This is a genomic window from Kitasatospora sp. NPDC097643 (assembly GCF_040302625.1).
Lineage (GTDB): Bacteria > Actinomycetota > Actinomycetes > Streptomycetales > Streptomycetaceae > Kitasatospora.
In genome coordinates, this window is record NZ_JBEOSA010000024.1 from 39,894 (window position 1) to 56,296 (window position 16,403).

The 16,403-nt window shown below is 74.0% G+C and carries 12 protein-coding genes; 5 read left to right on the plus strand and 7 right to left on the minus strand.

The features are described from left to right. Nucleotides 1–31: 31 nt before the first annotated feature. The 7 genes from ABTY15_RS17480 to ABTY15_RS17510 all read right to left on the minus strand — a co-directional run bounded on the left by ABTY15_RS17480 (nucleotide 32) and on the right by ABTY15_RS17510 (nucleotide 10,640). A complete protein-coding gene (locus ABTY15_RS17480) occupies nucleotides 32–1,618 on the minus strand; it encodes a phytoene desaturase family protein (protein WP_350589061.1) in 1,587 nt (528 codons plus the stop codon). 60 nt (nucleotides 1,619–1,678) lie between these two features. Beyond that, entirely contained in the window at nucleotides 1,679–3,148 is a 1,470-nt protein-coding gene (locus ABTY15_RS17485) for an FAD/NAD(P)-binding protein (protein WP_350589067.1), read from the minus strand. After that, a complete protein-coding gene (locus ABTY15_RS17490) occupies nucleotides 3,145–3,714 on the minus strand; it encodes a cysteine dioxygenase family protein (protein ID WP_350589073.1) in 570 nt (189 codons plus the stop codon). Before ABTY15_RS17490 ends, ABTY15_RS17485 begins: the two co-directional genes overlap by 4 nt. A gap of 224 nt (nucleotides 3,715–3,938) precedes the next feature. Next, nucleotides 3,939–5,369, minus strand: a complete 1,431-nt coding sequence (locus tag ABTY15_RS17495; RefSeq protein WP_350589079.1) for a leucyl aminopeptidase — start codon at nucleotides 5,367–5,369, stop codon at nucleotides 3,939–3,941. A gap of 60 nt (nucleotides 5,370–5,429) precedes the next feature. Then, nucleotides 5,430–7,967, minus strand: coding sequence for a tetratricopeptide repeat protein (locus tag ABTY15_RS17500; protein WP_350589084.1), 2,538 nt, complete (start codon nucleotides 7,965–7,967; stop codon nucleotides 5,430–5,432). 310 nt (nucleotides 7,968–8,277) lie between these two features. Then, entirely contained in the window at nucleotides 8,278–9,402 is a 1,125-nt protein-coding gene (locus tag ABTY15_RS17505) for an aminotransferase class V-fold PLP-dependent enzyme (protein ID WP_350589092.1), read from the minus strand. Beyond that, a complete protein-coding gene (locus ABTY15_RS17510; RefSeq protein WP_350589106.1) occupies nucleotides 9,399–10,640 on the minus strand; it encodes an MFS transporter in 1,242 nt (413 codons plus the stop codon). Before ABTY15_RS17510 ends, ABTY15_RS17505 begins: the two co-directional genes overlap by 4 nt. Nucleotides 10,641–10,880: 240 nt before the next feature. Here ABTY15_RS17510 and ABTY15_RS17515 point away from each other — a divergent pair, with 240 nt between their 5' ends. The 5 genes from ABTY15_RS17515 to ABTY15_RS17535 all read left to right on the plus strand — a co-directional run bounded on the left by ABTY15_RS17515 (nucleotide 10,881) and on the right by ABTY15_RS17535 (nucleotide 16,264). Further along, complete coding sequence (locus ABTY15_RS17515; protein WP_350589113.1) at nucleotides 10,881–12,797, plus strand: ricin-type beta-trefoil lectin domain protein; 1,917 nt, start codon at nucleotides 10,881–10,883, stop codon at nucleotides 12,795–12,797. A gap of 218 nt (nucleotides 12,798–13,015) precedes the next feature. Next, the gene (locus ABTY15_RS17520) at nucleotides 13,016–13,417 is read left to right on the plus strand and encodes a CU044_2847 family protein (protein ID WP_350589119.1); all 402 of its coding nucleotides are present in this window, start codon (nucleotides 13,016–13,018) and stop codon (nucleotides 13,415–13,417) included. Nucleotides 13,418–13,428: 11 nt separating this feature from the next. After that, nucleotides 13,429–14,373, plus strand: coding sequence for a trypsin-like peptidase domain-containing protein (locus ABTY15_RS17525; protein WP_350589127.1), 945 nt, complete (start codon nucleotides 13,429–13,431; stop codon nucleotides 14,371–14,373). Continuing rightward, nucleotides 14,360–15,346, plus strand: a complete 987-nt coding sequence (locus ABTY15_RS17530) for a hypothetical protein (protein ID WP_350589134.1) — start codon at nucleotides 14,360–14,362, stop codon at nucleotides 15,344–15,346. Before ABTY15_RS17525 ends, ABTY15_RS17530 begins: the two co-directional genes overlap by 14 nt. A 33-nt stretch (nucleotides 15,347–15,379) precedes the next feature. Further along, a complete protein-coding gene (locus ABTY15_RS17535; RefSeq protein WP_350589143.1) occupies nucleotides 15,380–16,264 on the plus strand; it encodes a substrate-binding periplasmic protein in 885 nt (294 codons plus the stop codon). Nucleotides 16,265–16,403: the final 139 nt, after the last annotated feature.

Consider the following 16,403-nt stretch of genomic DNA (forward strand, 5'->3'; position numbering starts at 1 on the left):
CTCACCGCGCGGACCTCGACCCGTCCGGCGCCTACTGCGCCAGGTCCGCCAGGACGGCCTGCGCCGCGTTGTGCCCCGGGATGCCACTGACGCCGCCGCCGCGGATCGCCCCCGCGCCGCACAGCAGCACGTTCGGGTGCGCCGTCGCGACGCCCCAGCGGGCGGCAGTACTGTCCGGGTCCTCGTCGGTGAACGGGAACGCGAGGTCCCGGTGGAAGATGTGGCCGCCCGGCAGGCCCACCTCCCGCTCCAGGTCCAGCGGTGTCCTGGCCTCCACGCAGGGCCGTCCGGCGGCGTCCGTGGCCAGGCAGTCGGCGATCGGCTCGGCCAGCACCTCGTCGAGCTGCGCCAGGCTCGCCGCGAGCGCGCGCTCCTTGGCCGCCGGGTCGGTGAACAGCCGCGCGGGCATGTGCAGGCCGAACAGGGTCAGGGTGTGCAATCCCTGCCGGATCGCGTCCGGGCCGAGGATCGAGGTGTCGGTGAGGGTGTGGCAGTAGATCTCGGACGGCGGCGCCGCGGGCATCAGGCCGGCCGCGGCCTCGGTGTGGGCGGTCTCCAACTGCCGGTAGCCCTCGGCGATGTGGAACGTCCCGGCGAAGGCGTCGCGCGGATCGGCGGCGGCGTCCCGGAGCCGCGGCAGTCGGCGCAGCACCATGTTGACCTTCAGCTGCGCGCCCTCCGGGGTGGGCCCGGGGTCCTCGCCGAGCAGCGCGGCCAGGGTCGCCGGGGCGGCGTTCACCAGCACCCGGCGGCCCGCCGTGACCGACTCCGCGTTGCCGTGGCGGTACGTCACCTCGGCGTCGCCGCGACCGTCGGTGGCGACGGCGGTGACCTCGCAGCCGGTGCGGATCTCCGCGCCGGCCGCCAGCGCCGCCTCGGCCAGGGCGCCGGTGACCGCGCCCATCCCGCCGACCGGGACGTCCCAGTCGCCGGTGCCGTTGCCGATCACGTGGTAGAGGAAGCAGCGGTTCTGCCGCAGCGAGGGGTCGTGCGCGTGGGTGAAGGTGCCGATCAGCGCGTCGGTCAGCACCACGCCGCGGACCAGGTCGTCGGCGAAGGTCCGTTCGATCGTCTCGCCCAGCGGCCGCTCGAACAGCGCCTCCCAGGCGGCGTCGTCGGCGATCCGCCGGCGCAGCGCGGAGCGGGTGGGCAGGGGTTCGGTGAGGGTCGGGAACACCCGCTGGGCGAGCTGCCCGGTCATCCCGTAGAAGCGCTGCCAGGCCTGCCACTCGTGGTCGCCACCGGTCAGGGCGCGGAACGACTCCCGGGTGCGGGCCGGGTCCGCGGCGTCCACCAGCAGCCCGGTCGGCTTCCCGTCCCGTAGCGCCGGCGTGTACGAGGAGATCCGGCGGCGCCGCAGGTCCAGGTGCAGCCCCAGCTCCCGCACCACCTTCCGCGGCAGCAGGCTGACCAGGTACGAGTACCGCGAGAGCCGGGCGTCGACGCCCGGGAACACCTGGGCGGACACCGCCGCCCCGCCGACCCGCGGCTGCCGTTCGAGCACCAGCACCCGGTGGCGGGCCTGCGCCAGGTAGGCCGCCGCCACCAGTCCGTTGTGGCCACCGCCGACGATCACGACGTCGTACCGGGAGGGCGAGGAGGTCGGGTTCGCGCTCATTCCGTCACGCTACGGCACGGCGCCGCGCCGGGGAACCAGGCCTGCGGCCGCCGTACCGGCTCAGGCGACCGGTGCCGGTGCCGGGTCGCTCCGGGGGTCCGCCGTGCGGTGGTCCGGCAGCAGCAGGGCGAGGTCGTCGGCCTGGCAGCGGATCTCCGGGACAGCGGTCGTCTCCAGCAGGTTGCCGCGGCGCAGCGAGCCCAGTGCCCACAGCGGTGCCGGCGCCCGGCCGGCCGCCGGGAGCAGCCGGCCGTCGGGGGCGGTGTCGAAGCCGCCGCCGACGGGGGCGGGGGAGCCGAGGCCGGTGGCGAGCAGGTCGACGACCAGCGGGTCGTCGACCCGGGTGAGGTCGGCCTCCGAGCCGGTGCAGTTCAGCACCGCCCCCACCCGGAGCCGGCGGCCGTCGTCCAGCTGGACCACCAGGACCTCGTCGGGGCCCTCCGGGACGGTCTTGGCGTCGGTCACGGTGCCCCGGCCGAGGTCGACCAGGCCGGTGTCCACGGCGGTGCGCAGCGCCCGGGCGCTGACCGGCGGGATCCGGTGGCGGTGGGTCTCCCAGAGCCGGAGGTCCTCGGCCAGCAGCCGGGCCCGGTCGGCGGGCGGGAGCTGCTGCCAGAGGGCGCTGGTGACGGGGCGCAGGCTGTCCACGCCCGCCCGCCAGTCGCCGTGGACGCGGCGGCAGCGGGCGATGTGGCGCAGCACCGCCCGGCGCAGCCCGGGTAGCCCGGCGCGGGCGTCGACTTCCGCCGCGGTGGGGGCGTCCGGGGTGGAGAGCGGGGTGCCGGTGTGCGGCTGGGGGACCAGGCCGTGCCGGGACAGCGCGTGCACCACGCGGCCGGGCCGGTGCAGGCTGAGCGCCAGGTCGACCATGGTGAGGCCGGTGCCGACGAGCAGGACGTCGCGGTCCTCGGGGACGGTCGCGAGGGCGCCGGGGGCCCAGGGGTCGGCCAGGAACCCCGCGGATTCGCGCAGGGCCGGCGGTGCCCAGGCCAGGCCGGGTGCGAAGTTGCCCAGGGCCAGCACGGCCGCGTCGACGTCGAGGGCCGGCCCGCCGCGCAGCCGCAGCCGCAGCCGCAGGGCCGGGCCGCCGGCCTGCGGCCGGTGGGTGATGGCGAGGACGCGGTCGGGTACCCGGATCAGGGCGGGGGCGTCGCGGTGGCCGCTCGCGGCGGTCAGGCTCTCGGCGAGGTACTGGCCGAACAGGCGCCGGGGCACGAAGTCGTGTTCGCCGCCGCGGTCGCCGAGCCAGCGCACGAAGTGGCCGGGGTCGTCCCGGTGGGCGCTCATCCGGCCGGCCGGGACGTTCAGCAGATGGTGCGGGGCGTCGGTGCCGAACGCCAGCCCGGGGCCGGCGGGTGCGGGGTCGATGAGCCAGATCCGGGCCGGTGCGGGCCGGCCGGCGGCCGCGTGGTGGAGCAGGCGCAGTGCGGTCAGGGTGCCGGCGGCCCCCGCGCCGACCACGGCGATGTCGCGGGCGGTGCCGGCCGGAGTGACGGCTCCGGGCGGCGGCCCGCCGTCGGAGGGGTTCACAGCTCGCCCTCGGGCGCGCGGTAGGTGCGGCGGATGCTGGTGCCCAGCCGGGAGATGTCCGCGCCGTAGACGTGGATCGAGATCGCCTTGGTCGAACAGGAGTTGCGCACCCGGTGGATGTCGCCGGGCGGTGCGAAGGCGGCGACCGCGCCGGTGGGGTTCAGCACGTCCTCGGTGGCGACCAGGCGGGAGACCGGCCCGTCGGCGGCGAGCCGGTAGCGGCGTTCGTGCTCCTGCCCCTCGTGCACGCCGGTGACGCACCAGGAGACGTGGTCGTGGATCGCGGTCTGCTGGCCCGGCAGCCAGACCAGCGCGACGATCGAGAAGCCGCCGTCCGGCTCGGCGTGCAGCACGTGCTGGCGGTAGCGCTCGGGGTCGCCCTCGCGCTGCCCGGCGGTGAGCAGGTCCGGGGTGCCGAGCACGGGGGCGAGCACCTCGCCGACGAGATGGGCCGTCAACTCCGGGGACCGGCCGAGCTGGACGACCGCACGGATCCCGACGACGAGGTCGTCGATCCGTGCCGTGACCCGGGTGGCGGCCGTGCCGGACGCAGTGGGAGACGTCATGCGGCCCAACATCGGGCCGACCGTGCCACCGCGTCCAACGACGATTCATAAGCCTTTGGCCAAACCGGACTTATGGACCGCGGGTGCGGTGCTGCGGTGACGGGCCCGGCGTGAGCGCAACGCGATGACTACGTAGCGTTCATGGTTCGATGCACTCCGTTCCATAAGTGGAATTTGGGTCTGCCCAAGCAGGCGTATCGGGTGATGGATCGTCAGATCATCGGTCAGGCGCCGTCGGTGAGCAGCTCGACCAGGGTGCGGACGGCGAAGCCGGTGCCGCCGGCGACCCACTCGCCGTCGTCGCCGTCACAGAGGGCGGTGCCCTGGATGTCCAGGTGCGCCCAGGGGATGTCGGCCGGGACGAACTCGCGCAGGAAGAGGCCGGCGAGCAGGGCCGTGCCGTGCCGGGTGCCGAGGGTGTAGTTGACCAGGTCGGCGACCCGGGAGCGCAGCTGCGGCCGGTACGCGTCGGGCAGCGGCAGCGGCCAGAGCGGCTCGCCGGCCCGGGCGCCGGCCGCGCGCAGGCGCTCCACCAGGGCGTCGTCGTTGCCCATCACCGCGGCGATCCGACGCCCCAGGGCGATCGCCGCCGCGTCGGTGAGGGTGGCGACGTCGATGATCGCCGACGGCCCGGTCTCGCCGGCCAGGACCAGCGCGTCGGCCATGATCAGCCGTCCCTCGGCGTCCCCGTGGCAGATCTCGACGGTGGTGCCGTCGCGCATCACCAGGACGTCGCCGACCCGGGTCGGATCGGCGTTGGGCATGTTCTCGGTGAGCGGCAGCCAGGCGTCCACCGCGACCGGGCAGTCCAGCGCCGCCAGGACCGACATCGCGCCGAGCACGGCGGCTGCTCCGGCCATGTCCGCCTTCATGCCCGCCAGCTGCGCGTTGGGCTTCAGGGACAGGCCGCCGGCGTCGAAGGTGACGCCCTTGCCGACCAGCGCGATCCGCCTGGTCCAGCGGGCCGGCCGGTAGCCGAGCCGGACCAGCCGCGGCGGCACCAGCGAGCCCCGGGCGACCCCGAGCAGCCCGCCCAGCCGCTCGGCGGCGATCCGCGGGCCGTCCCAGACCTCGCACTCCAGCCCGCTCTCGGCGGCCAGCTTGCCCGCGCGTTCGGCGAAGACCGGCGGGGTGAGCGCCTCGCCCGGTTCGTTGACCAGGTCCCGGGCCAGCAGCACGGCCTCGCCCACCCGGCGCCCCTCGAACAGCCCGCGCCGGGCCTCGGCGGTGTCCGGGGCGATCACCTCGACCAGCTGGTCGACCGGCGCGGCGGCCCGGCTGCGGTAGCGACTGAACTGGTAGCCGCCGAGCAGGTAGCCCTCGACCAGGGGCCGCAGGTCCGCGCCCGGCGCGTGGACGGCCAGCCGCCGGTAGCCGGAGACGGCCCGGGCCAGCCCGGCCGCGGCGGTCCGGATCGCGTCCCGGTCCTGCGCCGCCCGCGGCCCGCAGCCGAGCAGGACGGTCACCGGGGTGCCGGGCAGTTGGAGCACCTGGCCCACCTCGCCGCCGAACCCGGTCCCGGCCAGGAAGGCGGCGGACAGCTCCGCGGGCGGCTCACCCGCCCACACCGGCCGCACCACGGCCTCGGCCGCGGCCTCCGCCCCGGCCACCGCCTCGGCGTCCGTCTCCGGGTGCAGCGCCCAGCGCACGGTCATGACGTGCTTCCGTCCCTTCGTGGTACCGGTCTTCGTGCCGACTGCTCGGACCCCGACTGCTCAGGCCCCGACTGCTCGGACCCCGCGGGCGGCGCGGCGGGCCGCGCCCCAGGCCTCCAGGTCGGCCAGGTAGGTGGCGGCCAGTTCGGCCATGCCGTTGGCCGCGCCGACGGCCGCCCAGCCGCGGGCCGCGGAGATCGCGTACGGGTCCAGCCGCAGGGCCTGGAGGTAGCAGTCCTCGGCGAGCACCGGCTGGCCGGCCCGCCGGAAGCACTCGGCCGCCGCCGTGTAGCCGAACGCGGTGGAGACCGGGCCGAGCCGGGCGGTCCGCAGGTAGCTGTCGGCCGCCTCCCGGGGGCGTTCGCGCCGCAGCAGGCCCTCCGCCACCTCGATGTGCGTCTTGGGCTCGTACGGGTCGAGGGCGAGCGCCTCGGCGACCAGCAGGTCGCCCCGCTCGTCCTCGCCGAACGCGTAGCACTCCTTGGAGCGGCTCTCCACGCAGGCCCGCAGGTTCTCCCGCTTGAGGAACTCCTGGTACGCGCCCTCGGCCGGCACCGCCCGGGCCAGCTCCTCGGCGCGGTCCATGTCCCGGGCCAGCCAGTCGCGGTCCTTGCGCAGGAACGGGACGAAGCTGACGCTGCGGTAGAACCGGCTCTCCATCATCGTCTTCTCGAACACCGAGAGGTCCGGGTCGGCCAGCAGCTCCGCCAGCGCGCGGGTGCCGATCTCCCGCCACCGGGTCGCCTCCGCCAGCGAGCGGGTCTCCCGGGCGTGGAAGACCACCGCGACCACGGCGATCACGAAGCGCAGTTGGGTCGGGCAGGCCGGGTGCTCCGCGATGGCGAAGGAGGTCTCCGGCACGGCCACCTCGGTGCCGACCGCGGCGACGTACCGGACCAGGTCGCGCCAGTGGTGCAGCCGCAGCTCGGCGGGGGTGCGCAGCTGCTCGACCGGGCGCGGCGGGATCAGCTCCAGGACCAGCTTGGCGAAGCCGAGCCGGTACAGCACCATCGCGACCTGGTGCTGCCGCTCGGTGTCGAACCCGTCGAACTCGGCCAGCCAGGTGCACAGCTGGTCCCAGCGCGGGGTGCGCAGGTGCGCGGGCAGGTCGGCCGGGTGGGCGACCGCGAACTCGGTCAGCCCGGACTCGCGGATCAGGTTGCCGCGGAAGGCCGGCGGCATCAGGCGCTGCCAGTTGACCTCGGTCCGCTCGCCGCCGCGCTCCGCGAACTCGTAGGCGAGGGTGGGCAGTCGGGCGTACAGGCCGGGGGACTCGGACTCGCCCAGGTTGAAGTACGAGGCGTACATCCGGTAGTGCCAGTTGTTGGCGTACGGCCGCTGCGGGTCCCGGGTGGCGGCGCGCTCGGTCAGCTCGGCCAGCGGCTGGTCGCCGTCCTGCCGGCAGGCGTCCAGCAGCGCGTCCCGGGTGGCGGCGGCCCGCGGCGCGGCCCGGAAGGCCCGCTCGTTGAGGACCCGGGCGAACTCGGTGTGGCCGAGCTCGCGGGCGCAGGCGGCGGCCCGCAGCAGGGCGAAGCCGGTGCCGAACGGGCCGAGCCGGGCGGCGTGCAGGTAGCCGGCCAGCGCCTGCTCGTGCTCGCCGGCGCGCTCGTGGGCCTGCGCGGCCTGCATCCGGATCTTCACGTCGGAGGGGTCGAGGTCCAGGCCCTCCGCCAGGGCGGCCCGCTCGGTCTCGTCGTCGCCCATCCGGACGGCGATCTCCAGGTGCCGGTCGAGCAGCCGCCGCCGGGTCTCCAGCAGCACCAGCGCGTCGTCCCGGTCGGGTGCGGTGAGCTCGGCGACGCCCGCCCGGACGTCGGCCAGCAGCGCCCGGGCGCCGGCGAAGTCCCGCTGCCGCTCGGCGTACATCACCTCGCGCAGGGCCAGCCGGGCGGTCAGCACGGTGTGGGTGAAGCCGGTGAGCTCGCCCGCGATCTGCTTGAGCAACTCGCGGGCGCGGCCGAGGAAGAGCGGTGCGGCCGAGTCGTCCCCGGCGTGCCGGGCGAGCAGGTAGCCCCAGCCGGCCACCGCCTGGACGTGGGCGACGGTGGGCGCGGGGTGCTCGGCCAGCACCCGGTAGGCGGCGGTGGCCCGCTCGGACAGGCCCTCGGAGTTGAACAGCGCGGTCGCGCGGGCGGCCTGGAGCCCGGCCAGCACCGGATCCTGGCAGGCGGCCGGGTCGAGGTCGGCCGGGACGACCGCGCGGACGGCGTCGGGCAGGCAGACGGCGACCAGCCAGTGCGCCAGCCCGGCCCGGTCCACCGGGTCGAGCTCGGCGTGCCGCCGGTAGGCCTCGGTCATCCGCCGCCAGGCGGGGGAGGCCAGCTCATCGGGCAGGTCGGTCGGGTCGGCCGCCCGGTAGGCGGTCAGCCGGGACTCCTGCACCAGCAGCCGCCGGTAGCTCGCGGGCATCGTCATGCCGAAACGCAGCGCACCGGGGGAGCGCTGCTCGAAACGGCGGGCGGCCAGAATGGGAGAACGTGCCTGGATGACCGTGGCCGGTGATTCGGCGCCGTCGAAGTAGGGCCGGTGCACCTCGAAGGTCAGCCAGCTCGGTGCATTGACGCCGACGATTCCGTGACTGAATTGCCATCGGTTCACGCGGTATTTCCTCCCCTATTCCGGAAAGCGGTGGCATGCCCTGCGGTGGAATTCGACCGCAGGGCATGCCGGTAAAGCGCCGAGCTCAGCCGGAATCGGCCGGGATCAGCCGGAACGGGCCGGGATCAGGCGCCGTCGTCCATGAGGCAGGTCCAGCAGTCGGCCGCACCGGTGCTGATCTCGACCTCGTCCTCGAGGGACTCCCAGGTTTCGAAAGCCATATCGCAACCCCTTTCCACGAATGAGCCGGTCCGATATTCGGACCGGCGTAGCGGTTGAGCGCTATTCTTCGCGATCCGGAACGGCGTCGTCAAGACTTCTGCACACTCAGCTCCGACAGGATCTTTTCAACTTCTTCATCGGTCGTCCAGAAATGCGCGGAGACCCGGACCAGGCCGTCCGGAACGGACACCTGGATTCCGGCCTCCGCCAATCGTCGGACGATCTCCACGCCCTCCGTCCGGCGGCTGGAGAAACCGATCACGCCCGAGTGCCCGGCGCTGTCCGGCGGGACGGCCAGGTCGTACCCGAGCCCGGCGATCCCGGTGCGCAGCCGGTCGGCCAGGGCGCCCACCCGGTCGGTGACCGCGGTGATGCCGGTCTCCTCCAGCTCGACCAGGGCGGCGGCCAGCCCGGCCATGCCGACCAGGTCGTACATCCCGCCCTCGACCCGGGCGGCGCCGGCCCGCTCCGGCAGGTCGTAGCGCAGGTGGCCCGGCCCCTTGGAGACCTCCGCCGCGCCCTGGTAGCCGAACCAGCCGGTGGGCGTGGTGCGCAGCAGCTCCAGCCGGTCGGCCCGGCAGTAGAACACCCCGGTGCCGGGCGGCCCGCACAGCCACTTGTGCGCGCCCGCGGCCAGGAAGTCCACCGGCGTCGCGGCCACCGACAGCGGCAGCGCGCCGAGGCTCTGCACGGCGTCCACGCAGACCAGCGCGCCGACCTCGGCGGCCAGCGCGCAGATCCGGTCGAGGTCGCAGCGGAAGCCGGTGGCGAAGTTGACGTGGCTGACCGCCACCAGCCGGGTGGCCGGGCCGATGGCCGCCGCCACGTCCTCGATCCGGTGGCCGCCGTCGCGCATCGGCACCCAGTCCAGCTCGACCCCGTGCCGGCGCAGCCGCTGCCAGGGCCGGACGTTGGCCGGGAAGTCCCGGTCGAACAGCACGATCCGGTCGCCCGGGCGCCAGTCCAGGCCGTCGGCGACCAGGTGGATGGCACTGGAGGTGCTCGGGACGAACGCGACCTCCTCCGGCGTGCAGTCGAGCAGCCGGGCGACGGAGCGGCGAGCGGCGTTGCGCGCCCCGAAGAGCCGGCCGACCTCCGCGCTCCCGTACGGCAGCACCTCCTCCAGGGCGGTGCGCATCGCGGCGACGGCGGGCGGCCGGAGCCGGCCGAACCCGGCGTAGTCGAGGTAGACCCGGTCGGTGCCGGTGCTCATCCGGCCTGTCCCACCGCACGGGCGGCCCGGGTCGCGGTGACCGCCATCCCGCCGGCCACCAGCAGCGGCACGCCGTGCAGCAGCAGCACCCACGGCGCCACCCAGTCCGGCCGCAGCACCAGGCTGGTCACCAGCAGGCCGGACATGAAGCCCGCGTTGACCACGATCTGCGACAGCCCGAAGGCCTTGCCCCGGCGCTCGTCGGGCAGTTGCTGGAGGGACTGCTTGTAGGTGATCTCGCTCAGCGCGTCGCCCACCCCGGCCGCGCCGGCCGCCAGCAGCCGCGGCCACCAGCCGTCGAGCCAGAACACCCCGATGAAGCCCAGCGACATCACCACGGTGGCCACGCAGTACACTGGCGCCGGGGCGCGGTCGACGATCCGTTTGGCCAGCGGCCGCAGCACGAAGCTGGCCAGCAGCAGCCCGGCCGCCCAACTGCCCCACACCGCACCGGAGACCACCGTCGGTTCGTCCGGCCGCAGCTCGGTGCCCAGCAGTGGCAGCCCGACGTGCTGGGAGGAGCTGCCGAACGCGTCCAGCCCGCGCAGCACCACCAGGCCGGCCAGCCCGCCCGCCACCAGCAGCGGCCAGGCGCCGGACCGGTCCCGGGGGCCGGCCGCCCGGTCGCCGGGCTCGCGCATCCGCAGCCGCAGGGCGAGCAGCACCAGCGCGGAGAGCGCGTAGCTGGCCGCGTCCAGCCCGAACACCCAGCGGTAGCCGGCCAGCGGCACCAGCACGGTGGCGAGGCCCATGCCGACCATGAAGGCGATCCCCTTGAGCCCGGCCAGCGCGCTGTTCACCGCGGCGGTGCGTGATCCGGCCAGGACGGGCGTGGCGGCGGACAGCGTGGCCTCGAACACCGACCGGCCGGCGCCGACCAGCATCACCGCCGCGTACAGCCACCAGTTCTGCACGCCTGTCGGCAGCGCGGCCAGCGCCACCAGCATGAGGGCCCGGACGAGGTCGGCGCCGATCATCACCCGGCGCCGGTCCCAGTGGTCCCCGTAGCGGTGCCCGAGCCGCCCGCCCGCGATCGCCCCGGCGTACAGCGCGACGCTGACCAGGCCGGTGGCCAGGGCCGATCTGCTGTGCTCCCACACGAAGACGGACAGGCAGATGAAGTCGAGCGCGTAGCCCACGTCCGAGATCGTCTTGGCGGTCAGCAGGACCGCGAGTTGACGGCGGCTCGCGGACGCCGTCGGCTGCGCCACTTCGGTGCCGGTCACGACGGCGCCCATGTCGTCTCAACCCCCCAGGTGAGTAGGGCCTTCATGATTCCCTCACACACCCCGGACGGGCAAGAGGCGGACGGAAGCCGAGGTTGTCCGGACAACTTTGCGCCCGCGGTCTGCCTGATCGTCACACATCGGCTGCTTTGGCGCTGTTGGCCAGACAACTTTCGCCCCCATCATGTCAGCGCTCCACCCCCGCACCACCTTGTCCCGTTCCCCCGATCCCTTGTGTCGAGAGGCTCCACCATGCCCCTGCACAGACTCCCCGGGCGCGTCCGCGCCACCGCCCTGACCGCGGTCCTCTCCTGTCTGATCGCGCTGGTCGGCGCCTTCGCGGCGGCCCCGGCCGCGCAGGCGGCCGGCGTCTCGGGCCCGATCACCGGCCTGGCCGGCAAGTGCCTGGACGACTCCGGCGCCGGCACCGCCGACGGCAACCAGATCATCCTGTGGCACTGCACCGGCGCCGACAACCAGACCTGGAACCTGCCGGGCGACGGCACCGTCCGCACCCTCGGCAAGTGCCTGGACGCCGCCGCCGGCGGCACCACCGCCGGCACCTACGCCGACCTGTACACCTGCGACGGCCAGGCCCGCCAGCAGTGGGCGGTGCGGGGGACCACGCTGGTCAACCCGGTCTCCGGCCTCTGCCTGGACGTGTTCGGCGGCGGCTCCAGCGACGGCACCCGGGTCGGCCTGTGGACCTGCGGGAACAACCAGGCCAACCAGCAGTGGACCGTCCCGGCCGCCGGCTCCACCGTCAGCGACAACCTGCTGGTCGACCCGGGCGCGGAGTCCGTGGCGATCTGCTCGCCCAACGGCCTGGACGGCATGACCGTCCCCGGCTGGACGATCACCAGCGGCATGCCGAACCTGGTCTGCTACGGCGCGAGCGGCTACCCGGACGCGAACACCGCCGGCCCGACCGGCCGCGGCACCGCGTTCTTCGCCGGCGGCGGCACCGGCAACTCGGGCCTCTCGCAGAGCGTCGACGTCTCGGCGGCCGCGAACGCCGTCGACACCGGCACCGTCGGCTACAACCTGTCCGGCTGGCTGGGCGGTTACGCCGCGCAGAACGACCGGGTCGGCCTGAACGCCACCTTCCTGAACGCCTCCGGCGCCACCCTCGCCACCGCCCAGATCGCCCCGGTGACCAGCACCGACCGCAACCTGAGCACCGCGCTGCTGCAACGCACGGCCACCGGCACCGTCCCGGCCGGCACCCGCTCGATCCGGGTGGACCTGGCCTTCACCTGGACGGCCGGCAACACCACCGACGGGTACGCCGACAACCTCTCGCTCACCCTGACCACCGCGCTGCCGGCCCCGGCGCTGACCGCCCCGGTGAACGCCGTCCCCGGCTACGACCACGTCTTCCTGGTCTACATGGAGAACGAGAACTACGAGAACATCATCGGCAACACCGCGCAGGCGCCGTACATCAACAGCCTGCTCCCGCAGGCCACTTCGCTGACCCGGTCGTACGCCACCACCCACCCGAGCGACCCGAACTACGTCGCGCTGGCCGCCGGCGGCCTGTACGGGCTGACCGACAACAGCGTCTCGACCACCACCATCAACGCGCCGCACCTGGGCACCTCGGTGGAGCAGGCCGGCAAGACCTGGAAGGAGTACCTGGACGGCGCGAACGGCAACTGCGACACGTCGAGCCACGGTTACTACGCGCCGGACGACGCCCCGTTCTACTACTTCCAGAGCATGAAGGGCAACGCCGCGTACTGCCAGGCGCACATGCAGCCGCTCACCCAGATGAAGACCGACCTCCAGTCCACGGCGACCACCCCGAACTTCGTCTGGTTCGCCGCGGACGACTGCACCGACATGGAGGCCTGCGGGATCACCGCCGGTGACAACTGGCTCAAGCAGACCCTGCCGACCATCCTCAACTCGCCCGCCTGGACCACCCAGCGCTCGCTGCTGATCCTCACCTGGGACGAGGGGGCGACCAAGGCCTACGGCCCCAACTACCCCAACCAGACCCCGACCCTGCTGCTCGGCTCGCAGAACACCGTCAAGACCGGGTACCAATCCGGCCAGCGCACCGACCAGTACGGCCTGCTGCGCACCATCGACGGCGCCCTCGGCCTCAACCCGCTGACGAACAACGACCGTTACGCGGCCACCGTGAACGACGCCTGGCGGTAGTCCCAGGCCGTGGGGCCCGGCTCACGAGCCGGGCCCCACCGTTTCGGTGCTGTCGATCCGGTGACAGGAGTGCGGAGGAGGCGTGAGTATGGTCGTTCCGATGCGCTACTCTGACTAGCCGCCACGGGATCTGACGCAGAATCAGCCAGGAAAGTGGTCGAATCTGCTCAGTCCGGCTCATGTGCACCGCAATTCGATCTTTCAGGGGCGTGACGTGCATGGCTGAATCCACCGGCTCCACCGGCTCCACTGCTTCCACCGGTTCCATATCCGAGACGATCGAGATCGATCTCGGGGACGGCGAGACCCTGCACGCCGCCGTCCGGGGCGGCCGGCCGGGCCGCGACTCCGGGGACGCCGGTGCCGTGTCCGCCGTCGCGCGGCACACCTTCGACGAGGTGCGCGGGACCATCCGGTCCGTCGGCCGGTGGGCGAAGGACACCGCGGTGAAGTGCGGCGACCCGTCCTCGTTCGAGGTGGAGTTCGGGCTGAACCTCACGGTCAAGGCCGGGCGGTTGATCGGCGTGCTGGCGGAGGCGGAGGGCGAGGCCAGCCTGGTGGTCCGGCTCCGCTGGGACCGCGCCACCGCCGCGGGCACCGCCGCGGATCCCGTCGCCTAGGGCGGGGTCGCGTGGTCAACAGAACCGGTGACCCGCACGAGCCCGCTGTCTGGCTCGCCGACGGGACCGGGAACTTCCTGGGCAGCGGCTTCTACCTCGGCCCGGACGTGGTGGTGACCTGCGCCCACGTGGTGCACGGCCGGTGGCCGGTCACGGTGCACGGGGCGCTCGGCGCGGAGCAGGCGCGGTCGGTCGAGCTGTGGCCGGCCGACCGGTCCCCGGACGCCGCGTACTACCCCGCGCCCGACCTGGCCGTGCTGCGCACCGCCGGGCGCGCGGACCGGCCGGTGGCCGTCCTCGGTGCCGCGGAGGCGCCGGCCGGCACGCAGCTGTCCGCCCACGGCTTCACCACGGTCACCGCCACCGACGGCGTGCAGCCGGACAGCGCGCGGCTGACCGTGGTCGGGCCGTCCGGCGAGTTCGTCCGGCTGGCGAGCGGCTGGATCCGCAAGGGGCTCAGCGGGAGCATGCTGCTGGACCCGGGCAGCGGGCGTGTGGTCGGCGTGGTGAAGGGGACCGAGGACGACGGCGACCCGGTGGGCGGGTGGATGACCCCGCTCGGCCCGCTGCGGCAGGTGCTGGGGCTGCCCGCCGAGCCGTCTGCGCCGGCCGGGCCGCCGGTGGCGCCGCCGCGCCCGCCGGCCGGCCGCCAGGAGTGGGCCGACCTGCTGGAGCGGATACCCGTGCTGGACGACGAGCGGGTGCGCCACGACCTGGTCCGGCGGATCAACGAGGCGCTTCCGCCCGACGGGGGGATCCGGCCGCGCGCCGACTCCATCGCCCTGCTCCACCTGGAGCAGATCGCCGGGGCCTGCCTCGACAACCGCGATCCCGGCAAGGCCCTGGGCGCGCTGGTCGCGGCGGTGCGGCGGCTGGCGGGCGGTCATCAGGCGGTGCGGGAGCTGACGGTACTGCTCGACGCGAGCTCTGGAGGTGGGTGCGATGACGCAGCTTGAGGACCGCGCGGTGCGCGCGCTGGCCGAGGCGCTGGGGGAGATCCACCTGCTGGCGAGCGTGGACCGGCGCACCGACCTGGTGGACAGCATCAGACGGGCGCCCGGGGTGGGGCTCTTCGTGGCCGTGCCCGACAACGTGGCCCACACGCACCTCACCCGGATCGCCCGCGCCTGCGTCGACCACGACAACGCCCCGGCGGCCCGGCAGGCGCTCCACGATGAGGTGCAGCGCCTGGCCGGCGGCCAACGCGCCGTCTCCTGGCTGGGCTTCTGCAACAAGGTGCTCGATGCCGACCTTCCGGTGGAGCTCAGGATCCGGCTGCTCGAATTCGGCATCACCCGGCGCCGGGCGGGGTGGGGGAACGACCGGCCGCCCGGTCGGGTGGACCCGTTGAGCGAGTTCACCCGGCTGGTGGTCGGGGGGTCGGCGGGGCAGATCGACGCCTTCTGTGCGGCGATCGACGGCCCGAACTGGGGCGGCCGGGACACCCTCGTGGTGCCGACCCCGCCGGCGCCCGGGAAGCCCCCGGGGCCCGGGGAGCCGCCGAAGCCCCCGAAGCGACCCAGGTGGCCGCTCTGGGTGGCCGCGGTCGGCCTGGCCCTGCTGATCACCTGGGTCGTCGACCAGGCCATCCCGGAGGACAAGCCGCCGGTGTCGGTGCCGGTGGGGTGGAGCACCACCACGCTCCAGCCGGACGGCACCGCCGTCGCCACCGTCGCCGTGCCCGACGGCCGGCCCCGGCTGGTGCTGCCGTTGGACCTGAGCGACAAGAACCCGGCCGGCGGGGCCTGCCCCGGTACGAGGGTGGAGGTGGCGCTCGACGAACAGAAGGGGACCCTCCGAGGGCTGTCGGAGGAGGTCCGCATCGACGTGCCGGCGCACCAGCCCACACTCATGCTGAGGCTCACCCTGCGGGCGGGTCAGAACTGTGCGTTCCGGCTCAACACCACGGCCGTCCGCTTCGAAGGCTGACGAGAAGGCTAACGAGGGTTAAGGAGCACCACAGTGATAACCGGACGACCCCTCCGGCTGCTCGCCGCTGCTGTCGTGCTGATGCAACTGGCCCTGGTCGCCGCCTGCTCCTCCGGGGCGGACCTGCCGGCGCCCTTCGACGGGCGGGTCCAGGTCGGCTTCAAGACCGCCATGCCCGGCATGGCGGTGCAGATGACCAACGGCATCTTCCAGGGCTTCGAGCCCAAGCTGGTGGAGAAGGTGCTGGGCGACGCGGGCGTGAAGTACTCCGCCGTCCCGGTGGCGGCCACCACCTGGGAGGACGCCCTGGTGGACGGGAACACCAACCACAACGGCGTCGACCTGGTGGTGGCGGACGTCTCCGACACCGCCGAGCGCGAGAGCAAGTTCGACCTGGCGGGCCCCTACCTGAAGACCCAGCTCGGTGCGCTGACCTCGGCCGCGCACCCGGCGGTGGTCAAACGGCAGGAGGACCTGGTGGCGCTGCGGGTCTGCACGGTGGCGAAGACCACCGCCCGCGCCCTGGTCGACAACGAGGTCAAGCCCAAGGTCTCGCTGGACGGCCAGAGCCCCCAGGACTGCCTGGCGGCGCTGGACGGCGGCACCGCGGACGTCTTCGTCTCCGACTACCTGGTGCTGCGCGGCATCGCCGTGAACGTCAAGGTGAACGGCCAACCCCCGTACGCCATCACGGAGGGGAAGTTCGGCAAGGTGCAGTTCCTGGTGGCCGCCCTGCCCAAGGGGCACAGCGCGGCCTGCCAGTGGCTGCGCAGCCGGCTCGACACCTACATGAAGAGCCAGGCGTGGGTGGACGGGCTGCGCAGCAGCTTCAGCTTCGAGCCCCAGGTGACGGACGACAACCTGCGCCAGGACTTCCAACCGATGACCAGCGCCGCTGACAACCTCTGCGCGGCCTGAACCGCCGCGCAGGAACTCCTGCACCAGGACTGCCGTCCCGTCACATCAGTCTCAAAGGCCGGTGGGCCGGGGAGAGTCGGCTGCGGGCCGGGAACGGATGCGACGGCCACGAATGATCCGGGGGAGTACGGTCGGCCGG

Coding starts and splice junctions, on each gene's coding strand:
- ABTY15_RS17520 (WP_350589119.1), top strand. CDS start 13,016: ATGGCTGAATCCACCGGCTCCACCGGCTCCACTGCTTCCACCGGTTCC.
- ABTY15_RS17495 (WP_350589079.1), bottom strand. CDS start 5,369: ATGACCGTGCGCTGGGCGCTGCACCCGGAGACGGACGCCGAGGCGGTG.
- ABTY15_RS17530 (WP_350589134.1), top strand. CDS start 14,360: ATGACGCAGCTTGAGGACCGCGCGGTGCGCGCGCTGGCCGAGGCGCTG.
- ABTY15_RS17480 (WP_350589061.1), bottom strand. CDS start 1,618: ATGAGCGCGAACCCGACCTCCTCGCCCTCCCGGTACGACGTCGTGATC.
- ABTY15_RS17515 (WP_350589113.1), top strand. CDS start 10,881: ATGCCCCTGCACAGACTCCCCGGGCGCGTCCGCGCCACCGCCCTGACC.
- ABTY15_RS17510 (WP_350589106.1), bottom strand. CDS start 10,640: ATGGGCGCCGTCGTGACCGGCACCGAAGTGGCGCAGCCGACGGCGTCC.
- ABTY15_RS17490 (WP_350589073.1), bottom strand. CDS start 3,714: ATGACGTCTCCCACTGCGTCCGGCACGGCCGCCACCCGGGTCACGGCA.
- ABTY15_RS17505 (WP_350589092.1), bottom strand. CDS start 9,402: ATGAGCACCGGCACCGACCGGGTCTACCTCGACTACGCCGGGTTCGGC.